Below are 19,002 nucleotides of genomic sequence, written 5' to 3'. Positions count from 1 at the left end.
CGGCGGGCCGAGTCAGGCGGCGGTCCCGTACGGGGATCGCAGGGGTGCCGGCGTCAGCCGGCCCGACAGCGCGCACGGAACTTCGCGTGCCCGTCCTCGGCCGGGCGGTCGGAGCGTGTGGCGGAGGAGGTTCGGTGTCGCGTCGGCCGGCTCGCTCGGAACACGCGGAGGCCAGCGCCGGCACGAGCGCACCGGCAGCGGGCGATCGCGTCCTGACGCTGCCGAACCTGATCAGCTTCGTCCGGCTGCTGGGCGTCCCGCTCTTCCTCTACCTCCTGCTCGTCGCGCACGCCGACGTGGCCGCGATCGTGGTGCTGGCCGTCGGCGGCACGACGGACTGGGTGGACGGGTGGGTCGCGCGCCGGATGCGCCAGGTCAGCCGGCTGGGGGAGTTGCTCGACCCGGCCGTCGACCGCCTCTACATCCTCGCCACCCTGGTCGGGTTCACCGCCCGGGGTGTGGTGCCCTGGCAGTTCACCGCGGCGCTGCTGGCCCGGGAGCTGCTCCTGTTGGGGTCGTTGGCGGTGTTGCGGCGGTACGGGTACGGCCCGCCGCCGGTGCACTACGTCGGCAAGACCGCGACGTTCCTGTTGCTGGCCGCCTTCCCGGTCCTGCTGCTCGCCGCGGCGGTTCCCGGCGCCGAGGCGGTGGCCGGGCCGATCGGTTGGGGGCTGGCCTGGTGGGGCCTGGTGCTCTACTGGGTGGCCGGCGCGATGTACGTGGTGCAGGCGGGCCGGCTGGTCAGGGCCGTGCGCGCCGAGGGAGCGTCGGCATGACGACGCCGCCGGGCGAGGGCCGGGGACGGTCCGACCGGGTGTACGCCCCGGACTTCCTCACCGAGTTGTTCCGCAATCCGCTGGATCCGGGGTACGCCGACGCGGCGGCCCGGCGCCGGGAGCGGCAGGCCCCGCCGGCGGGGTGGCGGCACTGGTCGGCGCGGTCGGTGAGCCTGGTCCTGGCGGTGGTGCTGGGGTTCCTGTTCGCGGTCGCGTACCGGCAGACGTTGGAGGCCGAGCCGGGGCGCAGCCAGGCCCGCTCCGGCCTGGTGGCGCAGATCAAGCAGCGGGAGAGCGAGACCGACCGGTTGTCGGAGCGGGCGGACCAGTTGCGGGCGGAGGTGACGCGGCAGCGGGCCGCGGCGCTGGGCGGCTCGGAGGCGGCGCGGCTGCGCACCCTGGAGGCGGGCACGGGCCTGGGGCGGGTGCGGGGTGACGGCGTGGTGGTGCGGCTGGCGGACGCGCCGCAGAATCCGGACGCGGTGACGGGCGCGGACGTCGGTCCGTCCCGGGTGATCTACAGCGATCTGCAGGGGGTCGCCAACGACCTGTGGGCCGCCGGCGCGGAGGCGATCTCGATCAACGGGCAGCGGTTGACGGCGACGTCGACGATCCGGTCGGCGGGGCAGGCGATCCTGGTGGACTTCCGGCCGGTGACGGGGCCGTACGAGGTGTCGGCGATCGGGCCGGGGTCGATGCGGGACCGGTACGAGGACAGTCGCAGCGCGTTGACGATGCGGAAGGTGGCGGAGGACACCGGGTTGTCGTTCGCGGTGCGGGAGGCGGAGGACCTCACCCTGCCGGCCGCTCCGGAGCCGCGGCTACGCTACGCGGAGCCTCCGGCGAGCGCGAGTCCGTCGCCGTCGGGGGCGGACCGTTCCGCCAGTTCTCAGCCGTCCGGTTCGAGGACGTCTCCCAGCCCCTCCGGAGGTGGTCGATGATCGCGGTGCTGGCGTTGCTCGCCGGTGTGGTCCTCGGGGTCTGGCTCGACCCCACGGTTCCGGCGGGGTTGCAGCCGTATCTGCCGATCGCGGTGGTGGCGGCGTTGGACGCGGTGTTCGGTGGGGTGCGGGCGAAGCTCGACCGGATCTTCGACGACAAGCAGTTCGTGGTGTCGTTCATCTCCAACGTGCTGGTGGCGGGTCTGATCGTGTACCTGGGTGACCAGCTCGGGGTGGGTGGCCAGTTGTCCACGGGTGTGGTGGTCGTGCTCGGGGTGCGGATCTTCGGGAACGTGGCGGCGATCCGCCGGCACCTGTTCCGGGCGTAGGTTTGTGGCGATGAGCAGCGATGAGCACACGGAGACGGGCACGGGTTGGCCGCAGCCGGCGGGGCCGGGGCGGCCGTCGGGTCCGGCGGGGGAGCCGGATCCGCGTCCTGACGCGCCGGATCCGGACGAGTTGAGCCCGTTGGCGCCGGAGCGGGCGGAGCCGCCCGTGGCGGAGCCGGACCGGTTCGACGAGGGCGCGACGGTGGACCTGGGTCGGGCTGCCGGTGAGGGGTCGGGCGGGTCGTCGCCGGAGGCGTCGGCGGCGGCGGGGTCGTCGGTGGGCGCGGGGTTGCCGCGGCGGCGGGTGAGTTCGGCCGGGGTGATGATCGCGGTGCTGCTGGCGTTGTTGGGGTTCACGCTGGTGGTGCAGTTGAAGACGACGTCGACGGATCCGACGGTGGCGGCGACGCGGCAGGAGGACCTGGTCCGGATCCTGTACGACCTGAATTCGCGGGAGGTCCGGCTGCGGCAGGACATCGCGGCGCTGGAGGAGAGTCAGCGGCAGTTGCGTTCGGGTGAGCAGGGGCGGCAGGCGGCGTTGGACGAAGCGTCGCGGCGGGCCGACGAGTTGGGCATCCTGGCGGGGACGTTGCCGGCGACGGGTCCGGGGTTGGCGGTGCGGTTCGAGGCGGGTGAGAAGCCGATCTCGGCGTCGCGGGTGTTGGACGCGGTGCAGGAGTTGCGGGGTGCCGGCGCGGAGGCGATGCAGATTTCCGGCGGTGACCGGGCGACGGTGCGGATCATCGCGTCGACGTACTTCCTGGACGGGGAGAGCGGGTCGTTGGTGGTGGACGGGCGTCGGTTGACGGGTCCGTTCACGATCACGGTGATCGGTGATCCGGCGACGATGCGTACGGCGTTGAACATTCCTGGCGGGGTGGTGGCGTCGGTGACGGGCGACGGCGGTAAGTTGATCGTTGAGGATCGTGAGGCTGCCGAGGTTTCGGCGCTGCACGCGCCGATCAAGCTGGAACACGCCCGTCCGGTCTCCTGACCGGCGCGGCTCGCACCGGTGGTGTCCGGTGCGTCGATGGTGAAGGACGCGTCTGGTGATTCCTGAGGATCTGCGGTATTCCGCCGAGCACGAGTGGGTGGCGGGTGACGGTGGCGGCCCGGTGCGGGTCGGCATCACCCACTTCGCGCAGGACGCCCTGGGCGACATCGTGTATGTCCAGCTGCCCGATGTCGGTGCGGTGGTGGCGGCGGGCGAGTCGTTGGGTGAGATCGAGTCGACGAAGAGTGTGTCGGAGATCTACGCCCCGCTCGGCGGTACGGTGGCGGCGCGCAACGAGGCGCTCGGCGACACCCCTGAGGTGATCAATACTGACCCGTACGGTGCGGGTTGGTTGGTGGAGATCACCCCGGACGATCCGGCGGCGGTCGAAGGGCTGCTGTCCGCGGACGCGTATCGTGAGCTCACCGAGAGCTGAGTGCGTCCCCTCCGGGCGTGGTGGCTGTGTCCGCGCGTCCGGTTGCCCTGCATTTCGGCGCTGGCTAGGCTCGCCAAGTCGACCGAGAACCCAATAGTTGAGCGTTGCGGAATTGCCTTTCCGGGCACGGGGAGCCAGCCGCCGGGTGTTGGAGTGCCCGGCGGCCAGACCCGCCATTTCCCGACGCCGACCGAACAGATCCGTGAGGTGGTCCCATGACGCGCCCAGACGACGAGTTCCCCCCGCTCGACGTCACTTCGACGCTCAATCTCGGTTCGCTCGACGAAGTGCTGGAGGGGCCGGATACCGATGTGGTGCCGAGCCGGATGTCCGGTTCGTTGCCGCCGGGGATGGCGCTGCTGGTGGTTCGCCGGGGTCCGAACGCGGGTGCCCGGTTCCTCTTGGATCACGATGTGACGACGAGTGGCCGGCATCCGGACAGTGACATTTTCCTGGACGACGTGACGGTGTCGCGGCGGCACGCCGAGTTTCACCGTGACGGTGGGACGTTCACTGTGCGGGATGTGGGAAGCCTGAACGGCACGTACGTGAACCGGGAGCGGGTCGAGGCGGCCACGTTGAGCAACGGTGACGAGGTGCAGATCGGTAAGTTCCGGGTGGTGTTCATCGCCGGTCCGCGCCCGGAGGAGGAGGCCGGCCGGGGGTGAACGAGCCTGCGGCCTCCACGCCGCCCGGGGCGGCCCGTGCCCGACCGTTGATGAGCATCGGTGAGGTGCTGGGCCAGCTGCGGGTGGATTTTCCGGACGTGACGATTTCGAAGTTGCGGTTTCTCGAGGCCGAGGGCCTGGTGGAGCCGCAGCGGACGGCGGCGGGTTACCGGAAGTACAGCTGGGACGATGTGGCGCGGTTGCGGTTCGTGCTGACCGCGCAGCGGGACCAGTATCTGCCTCTGCGGGTGATCCGTGATCAGTTGGCGCAGTGGGACGCGTCCGGGGAGTCGCCGGGTCGGCAGCGGCCGACGTTGGTGGCGGTGGGCCCGGGTGGCGAGGTGCCGGGGCGGGTGTCGGAGGAGCCGGCCGGGTCGCCGCAGGTGCGGCTCGGCCGGGCGGATCTGGTGGCGCGTAGTGGGATCGACGAGTCGACGCTGGGTGAGTTGGAGCGGCTCGGTGTGGTGGTGTCGGATCCGCCGGGTTGGTACGACGACGATGCGTTGATCATCGCGCGGGCGGTGGCGGGTCTGGCGGCGTACGGGTTGGAGCCGCGGCATCTGCGGGGTTACCGGACGGCGGCGGACCGGGAGGTCGGTTTGTTCGCGCAGTTGGTGGCGCCGTTGGCGCGGCAGAGTGATCCGGCGGCGCGGGCGCGGGCGGCGGAGACGGCGCGGGAGTTGGTGGCGTTGTCGCAGCAGTTGCACGCGGCGTTGGTGCGGGTGGGGTTGCGGTCGACGTTGGGTCGGTGATCCGGCGGGGTTGTGGGGAAAGATCTGCCCCGGGAAGCGTGTCGTAGGCTTGCCGGGGTAACCCCTTTCTGGCGCGGGCGTGGTGCGGGTAGCGCATGGGACGGCCGTGTCGCGGTCCGTGTACCGTGCAGGGAAGGGCACGGTGCGGCGTAGGTGACAACGACACGGAGGCGGCGGTGCGCGAGCTGAGCGTGGTCGGAGTTCGGGTGGAGCTGCCCAGCAACCAGCCGATCGTCCTGCTCAGGGAGGTCGAGGGGGACCGCTATCTGCCGATCTGGATCGGCGCGGTCGAGGCGACGGCGATTGCTTACGAGCAGCAGGGGGTCAAGCCGGCCCGGCCGCTGACCCACGATCTTCTGCGGGACGTGTTGGCGGCGTTGAAGGCGCCGTTGCGGGCGGTGGAGATCACCGAGCTGAAGGAGAACGTCTTCTACGCCGATCTGTTGATTGGTGACGGGGTGCGGGTGTCGGCCCGGCCGAGTGATTCCATCGCGTTGGCGTTGCGGGTCGGTGCGCCGATTCGTTGTGCGGAGGAGGTCCTCAGCGAGGCGGGGATCGTGATTCCCGACGAGCAGGAGGACGAGGTGGAGAAGTTCCGCGAGTTCCTGGAGCAGGTGCGTCCGGAGGACTTCGCCGGCTGAGTCCCGCGTCTTCCCGGCGTCACGTTCGGTGACGTTTCGGTACGGTGGGTGATCTTCGTTGTCGTGGCGCGGCGTGTCGCGTCGGTTCCTCCGGGGCAATCTCTGAAGGCGGCTATAGGGTTGCCGTGTCGAGGGGTGCACGTCCCGGAAACGACGTGTCACCGCACTGGCGGGGAGGTTGTCCGGATGCACGAGCCGCGAGATCCCGATCCGGGTACGGAGCTGGACGAGCCGGGTGTGACGTCGCCAGGGTTGGCGACTGAGGGTGACGACACCGTTGGCTATCGAGGTGTGACGGCCTGCCATGCGGTGGGGATCAGCTACCGCCAGTTGGATTACTGGGCGCGCACCGGGTTGGTGGTGCCGAGCGTGCGGGACGCGTCGGGTTCGGGCACGCAGCGGTTGTATTCGTTCCGGGACCTGGTGGTCCTGAAGGTGGTGAAGCGGCTGCTGGACGCCGGGGTGTCGTTGCAGAACATCCGGAAGGCGATCGAGGCGCTGCGGTCCCGTGGGGTGGCGGATCTGGCGGGCATCACGTTGATCTCCGACGGGACGACCGTGTACGAGTGCCGGTCGCCGGAGGAGGTGGTCGACCTGTTGCAGGGCGGCCAGGGGGTGTTCGGCATCGCGATCGGCGGGGCGTTCAAGGAGATCCAGGGTTCGCTGTCGCATCTGCCGGCGGAGCCCGCGACGTCGGTGCCGCCGTCGGCGCCGGCGGGGGATCCGGTGGGTGACGAGTTGGCGGCGCGCCGGGCGCGGCGTCGGGCGGGCTGAGCGCGGCGTCGGGGCGCGTGCCGCCGACCCCAGGCCCGGGGTGGCGACGTGCTCACTCCCTGCGGTGACGGGTCGCCCCACAGGTGGGGCAGCTCGACAGCGCCCACGTCAACCAACCCACCGGTCCTGCCGACAGCGGGTCGACGGGTCGTCACCCCGCAGCCGACCCCACACCGACGCTGTGCGGACGCCTGCGACAGCCGTAATCGCACCACCGACATCCAGGCACGGGCGACGCGCGACCACCGACGGGGTGTGGCCCGCCGTGCCCGGCGCAGGGATCAAGCCTGACCGCCCGGAGCCGGGCGCGGCGGGCCACACCCCCACCCCCGCCAGGGGAGGCACAGCGCGTGCCAACGCCCGCCGGGCGAAGCAAGGCAAGCGTACGCATGGGATGTCCAGAGTGGCGTGCTTGCGGGGGCAAACGTCGATTGTGGACGTTTTCGACGTGAGTCGGGCTGTTGACAGTCTTTGCGTGGCCGGGAATCCTATGTGCGGCGCGCGGCTTGCCGCGCGCATGTCACTGTCCGTGACATGCGCGGTGGCGGGTCGGTGAACCGTGCCGGGGGACGACGCAGAAGGCGACGACCGCGCCTGCCCGACGATCGGATTTGAACAAAGTGCAGACTGACTATCATGCCGCCGCCGTGTTGGTGGATGCCGGCGGGCGTGTCGTGGACGGCGAGGGGTCGGGCTGCCCGGTGGCGCATGCTCCCCGGCCGCAGGCGCCTGCGATGGAGGATGTGGCGGCGGAGGCCGTCGAGTTCCTGCGTCTCTACCACGCGGAGCGGCGGCTGCCGGACGTGGCCGCGCGGATCGCGGAGGTGCGGGAGGAGATCGCGCTGACCGGCACGTACCGGCACACCTCCGAGGAGCTGGCGTACGGGGCGAAGGTGGCGTGGCGGCAGTCGGTGCGCTGTGTGGGGCGGGTCCGGTGGGCCGGGTTGAGGGTCCGGGACCGGCGGGACGTGACGACGGTGGCGGGGATCGCGCAGGAGTTGGCGCAGCACCTTTCGGTGGCTGACAACGGTGGGCGGATCCAGTCGGTGATGACGGTGTTCGCGCCGGACCGGCCCGGGGTGGGTCCGCGGGCGCGGATCTGGAACGACCAGTTGATCCGCTACTGCGGTCATCGGATGGACGACGGGTCGGTGCTGGGTGATCCGGCGCAGGTGGCGATGACGGACGCGGCGCGGCGTCTGGGCTGGCGTCCGCCGGCGGTGCCGGGACGGTTCGACCTGCTGCCGTGGGTGATCGAGACGGCGTACGAGGATCCGACGCTGGTGGAGGTGCCGCGGGACCTCGTCCGCGAGGTTGCCCTGACGCATCCGGCGTACCCGTGGTTCGAGGAGTTGAGGCTGCGCTGGCACGCCCTGCCGGTGATCAGCAACATGCGCCTGCGGGTCGGTGGGGTGGACTACAGCTGTGCCCCGTTCAACGGGCACTACCTCAGTGACGAGATCGGCACCCGGAACATGGGTGACCGGGACCGGTATGACCAGTTGCTGCCGGTGGCGCGGGGGTTGGGGTTGGACACCTCGCGGGAGGACACCCTGTGGCGGGAGCACGCCGTGTTGGTGATCAACCAGGCGGTGTTGCACTCGTTTCGGGCGGCGGGTGTGCGGGTGTCCGATCCGCACACCGAGTCGGAGCTGTTCATGAAGTTCTGCGCGCAGGAGGAGCGGGCGGGCCGGCCGGTGCACGGTGACTGGTCGTGGCTCAACGGCAGTGTGGGGTGGGCGGCGTTGCACGCGGTGCACCACCGCTACTACGACACCCGGGTGCCGGATCCGAACCTGTGGCAGGGCGACCGCGCGTACGGGACGTCGGGCGTGGTGGGGCTGACCCTGCGGGAGCGTCACGACGCCGCCCGCCGGCAGGAGGGCTGAGGCATGGACGTCGCGGCGTTACGCCAGAGTTGGGCGCAGTTCTGCGTGGCCGGTCCGGAGGCGGCGAAGTACTTCTACGCCACGTTGTTCGTGATCGCGCCCGAGGCCCGCACGATGTTCCCGACGAACATGCAGTACCAGCAGGACAAGTTGCTCTCGGCCTTGGGGCACATCATCACCCACGTCGACGACGAGCGGGAGCTGACGGCGTTCGCGCAGCGGTTGGGGGCCGACCACCGGCGGTTCCGCGGCGAGGACCAGCAGGGTCGGCCGGTGCCGTTGGCGGAGTGGCACTACATCTGGGTCGGGCAGGCGTTGCTGGCGACGCTGGAACGCTTCCTCGGGCCACGGTGGACGCCGGCCCTGCGCGCGGAGTGGGCCGCGGCGTACGAGCTGGTGGCGCGGTTGATGCTGACGGGGGCGGCGGAGGCGGAGCGGACGTCGCCGCCGTACTGGGAGGCGGAGGTGCAGTGGGTGCAGCGGCGCCGCGCCGACGTGTGCGTGTTCACGGTCCGCCCGAACTACCTGTGCGAATACCTGCCGGGGCAGTCGCTGCCGGTGCAGGTGCCGCAGTTGCGCATGTGGCGGTACCTGTCGCCGGCGAACGCGCCGCGCGCCGACGGGACGATCGAGTTCCATGTCCGGGCGGCGGGTCGCTTCTCCACGCATCTGGTGCGGAAGCTGCGCGAGGGCGACCAGTTGTTGTTGGGGTTGCCGGTGGGGGCGGCGTTGTCGTCGTACGACCGGTCGCAGTTGCCGTTGCTGCTGGTGGCGGGCGGCACCGGGTTGGCGCCGTTGCGGGCGGTGGCGGAGGCGTTGCAGCAGGGGCCGGGGCGTGCGACGACGCTGGTGGTGGGCGGTAAGACTCCCGACGACCTGTACGACGACCGGGCGTTGCGGGAGTTGGCGGCGACGCCGCCGGCGGGGGCGTGGCGCTCCGGTGCGGGCGGCGGCTGGTTGCGGTACGTGCCGACGGTGGAGAGCGGCTGGCAGTGGCAGGGTGAGGTGGGTACGGCCGGTCAGACCGCGGTGCGGTTGGGTCCGTGGCGGGACACCGAGGTGCTGGTCTGCGGCAGTCCGGAGATGACCCGGGAGACGATCACCGCCCTGACGGTGTCCGGTGTGCCGCCGGAGAGGATCCTGGTCGAGAGTTACGACCAGTCTCTTTATCCACCTCTCGCGAGTGCGGCGGCCGCCGCGCCGCGGGACTTCAGTTGGACAGGTGTCCGATGAGCATCGATAGTGGCGATCGGGTCTCCGCCGCCCCGACCGGGGAGCTGACCCGGGCGTTGGGCGCGCTGGAGGCCCGCCGTTTCCGGGGCAGCCAGTGGCTGTCCGCCGACGAGGTCGCCGGCCTGGCCCGGTCGGTCGACGAGCGGATGGCGTTGCTCGACGGTGAGGTGGATCGGCTGCGGCGGGAGAACGACGGGCTGGTGCGGCAGGTGGAGATGCTGCGTCACGGCGCGCTGCCCAGCACCGCCCCGCAGGGTCCGGATCCGCTGGTGGTCGAGTTGGCGGTACGGGCGCAGGACGAGGCGAACCGGACGATCAGCGAGGCCAGCACGGAGGGCGCGGAGATCATCGCCGACGCCCGGCGACAGGCCGACGAGATCCTCGCCGAGGCGCACCGCCGGGCGGGGTCTCTTTCCCCTCAGGGGGAGCCTCGGGGTGAGGATCTGCGGCGGCAGGTGCGGGAGCTGGAGGGCCGGCACGCGGCGCTGGTGGCGGCGGTGTCGACGGCGCAGCAGCAGCTGAGCCAGTGGCAGGAGCACCTGTCGGCGCAGTCGGAGCAGTTGCGGGCCGACGCCTACGCCGCCGGGGCGGCCAGTGCGCGGCTGCGGGCGGTGCTCGACGGCTGACCCGTGGGACGCCGCGCCGGCGGGTGCCGGACGAGGCGTGGTGGACGCCGCCCGATTCGGGCGGCGTCGGCGGGGACCTTGCGGCCGGTCAGCCGGCGGGGACGGAGGCGACGGCGTCGGCGATCGGGGTTTCCCCGCCGACCAGCTCCAGGATCTGCCCGGCGGTGCGGGGCTCGTAGAGCAGGGCGAGCAGCACGCGGGCGACGTCGGCGCGGGTGACCGCGCCCGGGGGCACGTGCCGGGCCAGGGTGATCCGTCCGCTGGGTGGGTCGTCGGTGAGCCGGCCGGGCCGCAGCACGGTCCAGTCCCAGTCGAGGTCGCGGCCGGTCACGTCGTCCTCGGCGGCTTTCTTCGCCCGCAGGTACGCCGCGAACACCTCGTCGGTGCCGGCGGGCGGCTCGCCGTCCACGCCCATCGAGGAGACCAGCAGGTAGCGGCGGACGCCGGCGCGTTCGGCAGCGTCGGCGAGCAGCACGGCGGCGGCCCGGTCGACGGTGTCCTTGCGGGCGGCGCCGCTGCCGGGGCCGGCGCCGGCGGCGAAGACCACCGCGTCGGCGCCGGCGAGGTGGCCGGCGAGGTCCTCGACGCCGACGTGTTCGAGGTCGGCGACGACGGGGTGGGCGCCGGCGGCGGTCAGCGCGGCGGCGTGGTCGGGGTTGCGGATCAGGCCGACGGCGGTGTCGCCGCGCCCGGCGAGTTCCCGGTGGGTCAGTTTGGCGATCTTGCCGTGGCCTCCGGCGATGACGACGCGCATATCTGCCAACCTAGTCGCCGTTCCGGCACGCCGCGGCGGGGTCGCGGGGTGTTCGCCGGGGCGCGGGTCGCTGAGGCAGCATGGACGGGTGACGGAGACGATCGACGCGCTGGCCGGCCTGGTGGCGGGCGGTGGTGTCGTGGTGTTGAGCGGGGCGGGCCTGTCGACCGAGTCGGGCATCCCGGACTACCGGGGGCCCAGCGGGGCGGCCCGTCGGCACACCCCGATGACCTATCAGGTGTTCACCCGCGACGCGCAGGCGCGGCGTCGTTACTGGGCGCGCAGCCACCTGGGGTGGCGGGTGATCGCGCGGGCGGCCCCGAACGACGGGCACCGGGCGGTGGCCCGGTTGCAGCGTGGCGGGCTGGTCGACGGGGTGATCACGCAGAACGTCGACGGGTTGCACACGGCGGCGGGCAGCCCGCGGGTGGTGGAGTTGCACGGTCGTCTCGACGAGGTGGTGTGCCTGGGGTGCGGCAACCAGACGTCCCGGGAGGAGTTGGACCGGCGGCTGCGGGAGGCGAACCCGGGGTTCGACGCGCGGGTCTCGGCGGTCAACCCGGACGGTGACGTGGATCTCGCCGACGACGAGGTGGCGGAGTTCCGGACGGTCGACTGCACGTTCTGCGGTGCCGGGGTGCTCAAGCCCGACGTGGTGTTCTTCGGCGAGACGGTGCCGGCGCCGCGGGTGGCCCGCTGTTTCGACATGGTGCAGCGGGCGCGGCTGCTGCTGGTGCTGGGGTCGTCGTTGACGGTGATGTCGGGTCGCCGGTTCGTGTTGCGGGCGGCGAAGCTGGGCATCCCGGTGGTGATCGTCAACCAGGGGCCGACGCGGGGCGACGGGTATGCGGCGTTGACCCTCGACGCGCCGCTGGGCCGGTTGCTGCCGGCGCTGGCCGATCGGACGCTGGGGGCGCCGGCTGCCGGTGACGGGGGCGTGGGCGTGGCGCCGACCGGGTTGACCGCAGTGCGGTAGCCGGCGTGTGCTCCCGGTGACGGCGAAGGGCGCTGCGGCTACGCGCCCGGCGTCGCGGTGCCCGGCGGGCAATGGGTGCGGGAGCGCGTCTGGTGGGACGACCGGGGATCAGTCGAGCAGGCCGGCTTGGTGGGCGAGGATCGCCGCCTGCACCCGGTTGGTGAGGCCCAGCTTCGTGAGGATCCGGCTGACGTGGGTCTTCGCCGTCGCCTCGCTCATGTAGAGCGTGGCGGCGATCTCGGTGTTCGACAGACCGCCGCCGACGGCGACCAACACCTCTCGTTCCTTGTCCGTGAGCACGGTGAGCCGCCGCTCGGCGCCGCTGCGCCGGGCCGGTGCCGGCCCGGCGAACGTGCGCAGCAGTCTGCGGGTGACGCGTGGGGAGATCATCGCGTCGCCGCGCGCCGCACTGCGGACCGCGGCGAGCAGGTCGCCGGCCGACGCGTCCTTCAGCAGGAACCCGACAGCGCCGTTGCGGAGTGCGGTATGCACGTACTCGTCGAGGTCGAACGTGGTGAGCACGACGACGTGTGGCGGCGGGTCGAGCCGTGCCATCCGCTCGGTCGCGGTCAGCCCGTCGCCTCGTGGCATCCGGATGTCCATGAGAACGACGTCGGGCCGCAGCGTCTGTGCGACGTCGACGGCCTCGACTCCGTCGGACGCCTCGCCCGTCACCGTGATGTCAGGTGCCGCCTCCAGGATGGTGCGCAGCATCGAACGCACCATCCACTCGTCGTCGACGATCAGGGTTCTGATCGGGGCGGTGGGAGTCGTCATTGCTGCTCGCTTCGGCAGGTCGGCACCTCGGCGGTCACCTCGAAGCCGCCGTCGCAGGTGGGGCCCGCGGTGAACTCGCCGCCGACGAGCCGCACCCGCTCTGCGAGCCCGAGCAACCCGTGGCCGCCGGCCGGCAGCGACGCATCCGTGACCGGCCGCCCCCGGCCGTTGCGGACCGACAGTCGCAGCAGGTGCGCGGTCTGCTGGATGCGTACGCGGGTCGGTGCTCCCGGCGCGTGCCTGTGCACGTTGGTGAGCGCCTCCTGGACGAATCGGTAGGCCGTGTGTTCCACGAGCAGCGGGGGCCGCTGCCCGGTCGGGTTCACCACGTCGAGAGTCACGGGGATGCCGATGCGCCGGGACTCCTCGATCAGGACGTCCAGGTCGGCCAGACCCGGCTGTGGGGTGAGCGGGGTGTCGTCGTCGTTGCGCAGGACCGCCACCAGGGCGCGGAGTTCGGCGAGCGCCTCGCGCCCGGTCGCTCCGATCTGTTGTCCGATGGTGACCGCGTCCTCGCCGTTGGCGACCTGCAGGGCTGTGGCCTGCAGCACCATCAGCGAGACCCGGTGGGTGACCACGTCGTGCATGTCACGGGCGATGTGGGCCCGTTCGTCGCTGCGGGCCCGGGCGATGCGCTGCTGCTGCTCGCGTTCGAGGCGTTCCGTCCGTTCCCGGATGCGTTGCACCAGCTCGTGCCGGGTGCCGACGTACATGCCCAGGAGCACCGGCGCGACACACACCGCCATGCTGATCGGAATCGCGCCGTCGGCGCCGGCGTGCCGCCAGATCGGCACGCCCACCAGGACGGTGGACGCCAGCGTGGCGGCGGCGACCCTGGGCCACGCGGTGCTGCGCTCACCCAGCGTGTACAACGCGACCACGACGGCCGCGTGGGCCGACACGAGAGCGTTGGCCAGCAGTGATCCCGCCAGCAGGATCACCGGCAGCCTGCGCCGCCACCTGGTCAGCAGCCCCACTCCGACGGCGAGCGGGACGCCGAGCCACGGCGGCGGGATGCGGTCGTCGAGTCCGGCGAGCGTCGGGCCGAAGAAGTCGTTGGTGCCGAACTCGCCGGTCGCCGTGAACACCGCGACGAGGAGCGCCACTGCCGTATCGGTCACGGGGCGGCGGCGGTACCAGGGCGTCGCCGGGTGCGGGTCGCGCGTATTCATCGTGCTCACAGGTTAGGCGCCGGCACCGGTGTGCGCGTCAGCAGAAAGTTGTACGCCACGCCGGCGAAACACCGCCGATCCATCGATCGACTTTCCCGGATCGGCCGACGCCTCGGCACGGCACCGTTGGCGACGCTGGTCACATGGTCATCCACGAACGGCTCGGCCGGTGGCTCAGCCCCACGAACCTGCAGTTCGCCTTCGGGATCTTCGCGCTCGTCGCGGGTGCCCTGGTCGCGCTGCGGCAGGACGCTCATCACCCCCTGTTCCAGGCCGCCGGGACGGTCGGGTACGCGGTTGCCGCGGTGCTCTCCTTCGGGAGCTGGTTCGCGCTGCGCCGCGCCGCGACCGCCGCGCGCGCCCGGCGGCTCCTGATCGTCTTCCACCTGCTGTTCATCCCCGCGCAGTTCCTGTTCCTGCTCGCCCACCAGATGCCGTGGCTGGGCATGCTGCTGTCGACGATGATCACGGTCGGGCTGAGACCGCGCTTCCCGCGGCTCGGGCGGACGTCTCGCAAGGTGTGGCTGACGCTGCACATCGGCATCGGCGTGGGCTGGTTGGGCGTCTCCCTCGGGATGCTCGCCCTGTCCGTCGTGGGGGTGACCACGGACCGGCACGAGGTACGGCATGGCGCCTACGTGCTCATGGACACGTTCAACGTCGTCCTGGCGATCCCGAGCGTCTTCCTGGCGATCATCACCGGCGCGGTGGTGTCGCTCGGCACGCCCTGGGGGCTGATCAAGCACCGGTGGGTCCTGGCCAAGTTGATCATCGCGCTCAGCCTTCCGGTCCTCGCCACGTTCGAGGGCCCGTGGATCGACGAACTGGCGGCGCGCACCAAGGACTCCGCCGCCGAGCCCGGCCGGACCGGGATCCTGCTGGTCGGCGCCATGGCGCTGTTCCTCGCCCTGCTCTGGACCGCGACGATCCTGTCCGTCTTCAAGCCCGGCGGCAGGACACGCTGGGGGCGCAGGGAGAACACGAGAGGGCAGCCCGCGCAGACCGCGGTGACGGTGGGTGCCGTCCAGCCGATCGCCGACGGCGCCGTCGTACCGGACCTCACGGCGGCCGGCGCGGCCGACCTGGAAGCCCGGCGCGCACGTCGACCTGGTGCTGCCGTCGGGTCTCGTGCGGCAGTACTTCCTGTGGGTGACCCGGTCCTCGACCGCTGACGACCGTGGTTGCCTGGTCAGCCGGCGGCGCGGGGCTGGTCGATGACCCACCGCCAGGTGCCGTCGGGCTGGCGGCGGGCCACCTCGACGGTGACGCTGCCGTCGTCGAGCCGGGTGGAGGTCAACGCCAGGTCGCCGGCGCGCAGGGTGGGTCGCGCCTCGCCGGGGACGAAGGTGGGCCGGTCGGCGAGCAGCCGGGTGAACGCGGCGCGGATGGCCTGCGTGCCGGTGGCCGGGCCGGCGGGGGTGTCCAGGACCGCGTCGGGCTCGTAGAGGGCGACCAGGCCGTCGACGTCGCCGGCGTTGGCGCGGGCGACGAAGAACCGGCCGAGGTCCTCCGGGTGGGTCGCGGGCTCGGGCACCACGTCACACCTCCACAGCTCACCGTGATCATGCCGCGGGGGTACGACATCCATCGGCCGACCGGGCGCTGGTAGCGTTGACCATGCCGGTACCACCCACGTGGGAGAGACCGCCCAGACAGCACCTCGGGCGGCGCCGAAGGGGCAAATCCTCCCCGGAACCTCTCAGGCAAAAGGACCTCGTGGGCAGGCACTGTGGAGCGCTGTGCGGGCGTGACAGAGGGGGAGGCCGACCTGTCGACCTCGCCTCAGGGGAGCGCCACCCATGACCGCAGAGCAGTTCGCCGCCCGCCACATCGGCCCGGATCCGGCCGACGAGCGCCGGATGCTGGAGGCCGTCGGCTACGGCTCGATCGAAGAGCTGATGGACGCGGCGATCCCCGAGGTGATCCGCTGGCACGGCACCCTGGACCTGCCGGAGCCGGCCACCGAGCACGACGCGCTGGCCGAGTTGCGGGCCCTCGCCGCCCGCAACACCGTGGCCGTGTCCATGATCGGCCTGGGCTACCACGGCACGCACACCCCGGCGGTGATCCGCCGCAACGTGCTGGAGAACCCGGCCTGGTACACGGCGTACACGCCGTACCAGCCGGAGATCAGCCAGGGCCGGCTGGAGGCGCTGCTGAACTTCCAGACGATGGTCACGGACCTGACGGGGCTGGCCACCGCGAACGCGTCGATGCTCGACGAGGGCACCGCGGCGGCGGAGGCGATGACTCTCGCCCGCCGCGCGTCGAAGAGCAGGAGCCCGGTGTACGTCGTCGACGCCGACACCCTGCCGCAGACCATCGCGGTGATCACCAGCCGGGCCGAGCCGCTCGGCATCGACGTGCGGGTGCTCGACGTCGAGCGCGAGGAACTGCCGGCGGACTTCTTCGGTCTGCACCTGCAGTACCCGGGGGCGTCCGGGGCGGTGCGCGACCAGGCGGGCCTGGTCGAGGCGGCGCACGCGGCCGGCGCGCTGGTCACCGTGGCGGCGGACCTGCTGGCCCTGACGCTGCTGCGCCCGCCGGGGGAGATCGGCGCCGACATCGCCGCCGGCACCACCCAGCGGTTCGGCGTGCCGATGGGCTTCGGTGGGCCGCACGCCGGCTACCTGGCGGTGCGGGCGGGCCTCGAGCGGATGCTGCCCGGCCGGCTGGTCGGGGTGTCCCGCGACGCGGACGGCAACCCGGCGTACCGGCTGGCGTTGCAGACCCGCGAGCAGCACATCCGGCGGGAGAAGGCGACCAGCAACATCTGCACCGCGCAGGTGCTCCTCGCCGTGATGGCCGGCATGTATGCCGTGTACCACGGCCCGGACGGGCTGCGCGCGATCGCGGCGCGTACGCACTCCTGGGCGGCGCGGTTGGCGGGCGCGCTGCGCACCGGCGGTGTCGAGGTCACCGACGTCGCGTTCTTCGACACGGTCACCGCGGTCGTGCCGGGCCGGGCCGCGCAGGTCGTCGCGGCGGCCGCCGAGCGGGGGATCAACCTGCGGCTGGTCGACGCGGACCGGGTGGGGATCTCCTGCGACGAGACCACCACCCACGCGCACCTGGACGCGGTGTGCGACGCGTTCGGGGTGCCGCGTGCCCACGGGGAGACCGACTCGCGGCTGCCCGAGGCGCTGGCCCGCACGTCGGACTTCCTGACCCACCCGGTGTTCCGCAGCCACCACTCCGAGACGGCGATGCTGCGTTACCTGCGGCGCCTGTCGGACTTCGACTACGCCCTGGACCGGGGGATGATCCCGCTCGGGTCGTGCACGATGAAGCTCAACGCCACCACCGAGATGGAGCCGGTGAGCTGGCCGGAGTTCGCGCACGTGCACCCGTTCGCGCCGCAGGCGCAGACGGCCGGCTACCGGGAGATGATCGCCCAGCTGGAGGCGTGGCTGGCGGAGGTGACCGGCTACGACGCGGTCAGCGTGCAGCCCAACGCCGGCTCGCAGGGTGAGCTGGCGGGTCTGCTGGCCATCCGGGCCTGGCACCGCAGCCGGGGGGAGGGCCACCGGGACGTGTGCCTGATTCCGTCGTCGGCGCACGGCACGAACGCGGCCAGCGCGGTGATGGCCGGGATGCGGGTCGTCGTGGTGGGCTGCGACGACGGCGGCAACGTCGACCTGGTCGACCTCGACGCGAAGATCGACAAGCACCGCGACGCCCTCGCCGCGATCATGGTGACGTACCCGTCGACGCACGGGGTGTACGAGACGGGCATCGCGTCGCTGTGCGCGAAGGTCCACGACGCCGGCGGTCAGGTGTACGTCGACGGGGCGAACCTCAACGCGTTGGTCGGGTTCGCCAAGCCGGGCCGGTTCGGGGCGGACGTGTCGCACCTGAACCTGCACAAGACGTTCTGCATCCCGCACGGCGGCGGTGGTCCGGGGGTGGGGCCGGTGGCGGTGCGGGCGCACCTGGCGCCGTTCCTGCCGGGCGACCCGCTGGGCGCGCACGTCGACGGCCGGCCCGCGATCTCGGCGGCGCGGTACGGGTCGGCGGGGATCCTGCCGATCCCGTGGGCGTACCTGCGGATGATGGGCGCGGCGGGGCTGGCCCGGGCGACCGGGGTGGCGGTGCTGGCGGCGAACTACGTGGCGGCGCGGCTGCGCGGGCACTTCCCGGTGCTGTACGCCGGCAACAAGGGCCTGGTGGCGCACGAGTGCATCCTCGACCTGCGGCCGCTGACGAAGGCGACCGGGGTGAGCGTCGACGACGTGGCGAAGCGGCTGATCGACTACGGGTTCCACGCGCCGACGATGTCGTTCCCGGTGGCGGGGACGCTGATGGTGGAGCCGACCGAGAGCGAGGACCTGGCCGAGCTGGACCGGTTCTGCGACGCGATGATCGCCATCCGGGCGGAGATCGACAAGGTGGGTGCCGGGGAGTGGCCGGCGGGCGACAACCCCCTGGCGAACGCGCCGCACACGGCGGCGATGGTGGCCGGGGACGAGTGGCCGCACGCGTACCCGCGGTCGGTGGGGGCGTACCCGGCCGGGGTGGACCGGGCCGGGAAGTACTGGCCGCCGGTGCGGCGCATCGACGGCGCGTACGGCGACCGGAACCTGGTGTGTTCCTGCCCGTCACCGGAAGCGTTCGAGAGCTGAGGTCGCGGCGCGCCGGGGCGGTCGAGGTGCCGCCCCGGCGGATGCGTCGACCTGGGCCGCGGCGGTCCCGACCGGGGGACTAGCCTGGGTCGACGCCACAAGACTGCGTGACGGAGAGTGACAGGTCAGGCGGCGAGGGCGTGTCGGGCCGGGCCGCGGTGCGGGGCGATGGTCCTGCCGTCGGGGAGTAGTTCGCCGGTGTCCTCGAAGACGATGACACCGTTGCAGAGCAGGCTCCAGCCCTGCTCAGGGAAGCAGGCGAGGACGCGGGCGGCTTCCCGGTCGGTCGCTTCGGCGGAGGGGCAGGTGGGTTGGTGCTGGCACATCGGGATCTCCGGACTGTGGGGGCACTGTGTCATGGTTCACATGACCAGTGACGCACAGTACCAAGCGAAAGTGGACGGCATCGAGCAGGTATGCGCGTCGTTTCCGGGAAATCCACTGAACGGATGAGGGAGGATGGGCCGGACGGCGTGGAAACGCTTTCACGGGCAGGGGCCGATGTGCCGGCGGCGCCGGTCGCCTGCCGCCGTACGCTCGTCGAGCGGGCCCGCTGGCAGTGGCGGCCCGCCGACGGCGGCGACCCGGCCGCGCTGGCGCAGGAGTTCCTGGCCGCGCACGGCCTGCCGCTGCACGACCTGG

The 19,002-nt window shown here is 72.2% G+C and carries 20 protein-coding genes, 1 pseudogene and 1 riboswitch; of the genes and pseudogenes, 16 read left to right on the top strand and 5 right to left on the bottom strand.

Annotated features, from left to right (window positions below; genetic code table 11):
* The first annotated feature begins 212 nt into the window (after positions 1-212).
* The 12 genes from AB0L34_RS25355 (at position 213) to AB0L34_RS25300 (ending at position 10,059) form a co-directional block, all read left to right on the top strand.
* Positions 213-776: a CDP-alcohol phosphatidyltransferase family protein gene (locus AB0L34_RS25355; RefSeq protein WP_363707173.1), complete on the top strand. Its 564-nt coding sequence runs from the start codon at positions 213-215 to the stop codon at positions 774-776.
* Entirely contained in the window at positions 773-1,717 is a 945-nt protein-coding gene (locus AB0L34_RS25350; protein WP_357461894.1) for a DUF881 domain-containing protein, read from the top strand. Before AB0L34_RS25355 ends, AB0L34_RS25350 begins: the two co-directional genes overlap by 4 nt.
* Positions 1,714-2,046 carry a small basic family protein gene (locus AB0L34_RS25345; RefSeq protein WP_091106953.1) on the top strand — a complete coding sequence of 111 codons (333 nt, stop codon included), beginning with the start codon at positions 1,714-1,716 and terminating at the stop codon, positions 2,044-2,046. The genes AB0L34_RS25350 and AB0L34_RS25345 overlap by 4 nt, the downstream gene beginning before the upstream one ends.
* A gap of 10 nt (positions 2,047-2,056) precedes the next feature.
* Positions 2,057-3,040 carry a DUF881 domain-containing protein gene (locus AB0L34_RS25340; RefSeq protein ID WP_363707170.1) on the top strand — a complete coding sequence of 328 codons (984 nt, stop codon included), beginning with the start codon at positions 2,057-2,059 and terminating at the stop codon, positions 3,038-3,040.
* A gap of 55 nt (positions 3,041-3,095) precedes the next feature.
* Complete coding sequence (gene gcvH, locus AB0L34_RS25335) at positions 3,096-3,476, top strand: glycine cleavage system protein GcvH (RefSeq protein ID WP_363707168.1); 381 nt, start codon at positions 3,096-3,098, stop codon at positions 3,474-3,476.
* Between the two features lie 215 nt (positions 3,477-3,691).
* The gene (locus AB0L34_RS25330; RefSeq protein WP_007071101.1) at positions 3,692-4,144 is read left to right on the top strand and encodes an FHA domain-containing protein; all 453 of its coding nucleotides are present in this window, start codon (positions 3,692-3,694) and stop codon (positions 4,142-4,144) included.
* A gap of 50 nt (positions 4,145-4,194) precedes the next feature.
* Positions 4,195-4,896, top strand: a complete 702-nt coding sequence (locus tag AB0L34_RS25325) for a MerR family transcriptional regulator (protein ID WP_350712558.1) — start codon at positions 4,195-4,197, stop codon at positions 4,894-4,896.
* A gap of 176 nt (positions 4,897-5,072) precedes the next feature.
* Positions 5,073-5,537 (top strand): bifunctional nuclease family protein, encoded by a 465-nt coding sequence (locus AB0L34_RS25320; protein ID WP_089014393.1) that lies wholly within the window; start codon positions 5,073-5,075, stop codon positions 5,535-5,537.
* Between the two features lie 186 nt (positions 5,538-5,723).
* Complete coding sequence (locus AB0L34_RS25315; protein WP_357697420.1) at positions 5,724-6,311, top strand: MerR family transcriptional regulator; 588 nt, start codon at positions 5,724-5,726, stop codon at positions 6,309-6,311.
* A 734-nt stretch (positions 6,312-7,045) separates the two neighbouring features.
* Positions 7,046-8,200: a nitric oxide synthase oxygenase gene (locus tag AB0L34_RS25310; protein ID WP_363707166.1), complete on the top strand. Its 1,155-nt coding sequence runs from the start codon at positions 7,046-7,048 to the stop codon at positions 8,198-8,200.
* A 3-nt stretch (positions 8,201-8,203) separates the two neighbouring features.
* Entirely contained in the window at positions 8,204-9,433 is a 1,230-nt protein-coding gene (locus tag AB0L34_RS25305) for a globin domain-containing protein (RefSeq protein WP_363707164.1), read from the top strand.
* Positions 9,430-10,059 (top strand): hypothetical protein, encoded by a 630-nt coding sequence (locus AB0L34_RS25300; protein ID WP_363707162.1) that lies wholly within the window; start codon positions 9,430-9,432, stop codon positions 10,057-10,059. The genes AB0L34_RS25305 and AB0L34_RS25300 overlap by 4 nt, the downstream gene beginning before the upstream one ends.
* Before the next feature lie 88 nt (positions 10,060-10,147).
* Here AB0L34_RS25300 and AB0L34_RS25295 read toward each other — a convergent pair whose 3' ends face one another.
* Complete coding sequence (locus tag AB0L34_RS25295; RefSeq protein WP_363707160.1) at positions 10,148-10,813, bottom strand: NAD(P)H-binding protein; 666 nt, start codon at positions 10,811-10,813, stop codon at positions 10,148-10,150.
* 88 nt (positions 10,814-10,901) lie between these two features.
* Between AB0L34_RS25295 and AB0L34_RS25290 the strand changes: the two genes are divergently transcribed.
* Positions 10,902-11,789 carry an NAD-dependent protein deacetylase gene (locus tag AB0L34_RS25290; protein ID WP_363707158.1) on the top strand — a complete coding sequence of 296 codons (888 nt, stop codon included), beginning with the start codon at positions 10,902-10,904 and terminating at the stop codon, positions 11,787-11,789.
* A gap of 108 nt (positions 11,790-11,897) precedes the next feature.
* Here AB0L34_RS25290 and AB0L34_RS25285 read toward each other — a convergent pair whose 3' ends face one another.
* Positions 11,898-12,566: a response regulator transcription factor gene (locus AB0L34_RS25285; protein ID WP_363707156.1), complete on the bottom strand. Its 669-nt coding sequence runs from the start codon at positions 12,564-12,566 to the stop codon at positions 11,898-11,900.
* Positions 12,563-13,687 (bottom strand): histidine kinase, encoded by a 1,125-nt coding sequence (locus tag AB0L34_RS25280; protein WP_363707154.1) that lies wholly within the window; start codon positions 13,685-13,687, stop codon positions 12,563-12,565. The genes AB0L34_RS25285 and AB0L34_RS25280 overlap by 4 nt, the downstream gene beginning before the upstream one ends.
* Positions 13,688-13,881: 194 nt before the next feature.
* On the opposite strand from AB0L34_RS25280, the gene AB0L34_RS25275 reads away from it, so the two are divergent.
* Positions 13,882-14,910: a hypothetical protein gene (locus tag AB0L34_RS25275; RefSeq protein ID WP_363707152.1), complete on the top strand. Its 1,029-nt coding sequence runs from the start codon at positions 13,882-13,884 to the stop codon at positions 14,908-14,910.
* 17 nt (positions 14,911-14,927) lie between these two features.
* On the opposite strand, the gene AB0L34_RS25270 is transcribed toward AB0L34_RS25275, so the two are convergent.
* Complete coding sequence (locus AB0L34_RS25270) at positions 14,928-15,272, bottom strand: nuclear transport factor 2 family protein (RefSeq protein WP_363707150.1); 345 nt, start codon at positions 15,270-15,272, stop codon at positions 14,928-14,930.
* Between the two features lie 91 nt (positions 15,273-15,363).
* Positions 15,364-15,463, top strand: a riboswitch (glycine riboswitch).
* A gap of 74 nt (positions 15,464-15,537) precedes the next feature.
* Between AB0L34_RS25270 and gcvP the strand changes: the two genes are divergently transcribed.
* Positions 15,538-18,360: an aminomethyl-transferring glycine dehydrogenase gene (gene gcvP / locus AB0L34_RS25265; protein WP_363707148.1), complete on the top strand. Its 2,823-nt coding sequence runs from the start codon at positions 15,538-15,540 to the stop codon at positions 18,358-18,360.
* Positions 18,361-18,485: 125 nt separating this feature from the next.
* Here the strand turns inward: gcvP and AB0L34_RS25260 are convergent, their stop codons facing one another.
* Positions 18,486-18,686 carry a DUF5999 family protein gene (locus tag AB0L34_RS25260; RefSeq protein WP_357461907.1) on the bottom strand — a complete coding sequence of 67 codons (201 nt, stop codon included), beginning with the start codon at positions 18,684-18,686 and terminating at the stop codon, positions 18,486-18,488.
* Positions 18,687-18,776: 90 nt separating this feature from the next.
* On the opposite strand from AB0L34_RS25260, the pseudogene AB0L34_RS25255 reads away from it, so the two are divergent.
* Positions 18,777-19,002 (top strand): annotated as a pseudogene (locus AB0L34_RS25255) (anthranilate synthase component I family protein); the annotation flags it as partial.

The organism is Micromonospora sp. NPDC052213 (genome assembly GCF_040679695.1).
Lineage (GTDB): Bacteria > Actinomycetota > Actinomycetes > Mycobacteriales > Micromonosporaceae > Micromonospora.
This window is presented reverse-complemented; position numbering and strand designations above follow the sequence as displayed.

Excerpts from the sequence above, each read along its gene's own strand:
- AB0L34_RS25295 (WP_363707160.1), bottom strand. The coding sequence starts at position 10,813 with ATGCGCGTCGTCATCGCCGGAGGCCACGGCAAGATCGCCAAACTGACC.
- AB0L34_RS25345 (WP_091106953.1), top strand. The coding sequence starts at position 1,714 with ATGATCGCGGTGCTGGCGTTGCTCGCCGGTGTGGTCCTCGGGGTCTGG.
- AB0L34_RS25330 (WP_007071101.1), top strand. The coding sequence starts at position 3,692 with ATGACGCGCCCAGACGACGAGTTCCCCCCGCTCGACGTCACTTCGACG.
- AB0L34_RS25315 (WP_357697420.1), top strand. The coding sequence starts at position 5,724 with ATGCACGAGCCGCGAGATCCCGATCCGGGTACGGAGCTGGACGAGCCG.
- AB0L34_RS25285 (WP_363707156.1), bottom strand. The coding sequence starts at position 12,566 with ATGACGACTCCCACCGCCCCGATCAGAACCCTGATCGTCGACGACGAG.
- AB0L34_RS25350 (WP_357461894.1), top strand. The coding sequence starts at position 773 with ATGACGACGCCGCCGGGCGAGGGCCGGGGACGGTCCGACCGGGTGTAC.
- AB0L34_RS25305 (WP_363707164.1), top strand. The coding sequence starts at position 8,204 with ATGGACGTCGCGGCGTTACGCCAGAGTTGGGCGCAGTTCTGCGTGGCC.
- AB0L34_RS25275 (WP_363707152.1), top strand. The coding sequence starts at position 13,882 with ATGGTCATCCACGAACGGCTCGGCCGGTGGCTCAGCCCCACGAACCTG.
- AB0L34_RS25325 (WP_350712558.1), top strand. The coding sequence starts at position 4,195 with ATGAGCATCGGTGAGGTGCTGGGCCAGCTGCGGGTGGATTTTCCGGAC.
- AB0L34_RS25340 (WP_363707170.1), top strand. The coding sequence starts at position 2,057 with ATGAGCAGCGATGAGCACACGGAGACGGGCACGGGTTGGCCGCAGCCG.
- gcvP (WP_363707148.1), top strand. The coding sequence starts at position 15,538 with ATGACCGCAGAGCAGTTCGCCGCCCGCCACATCGGCCCGGATCCGGCC.
- AB0L34_RS25260 (WP_357461907.1), bottom strand. The coding sequence starts at position 18,686 with ATGTGCCAGCACCAACCCACCTGCCCCTCCGCCGAAGCGACCGACCGG.
- AB0L34_RS25310 (WP_363707166.1), top strand. The coding sequence starts at position 7,046 with ATGGAGGATGTGGCGGCGGAGGCCGTCGAGTTCCTGCGTCTCTACCAC.
- AB0L34_RS25300 (WP_363707162.1), top strand. The coding sequence starts at position 9,430 with ATGAGCATCGATAGTGGCGATCGGGTCTCCGCCGCCCCGACCGGGGAG.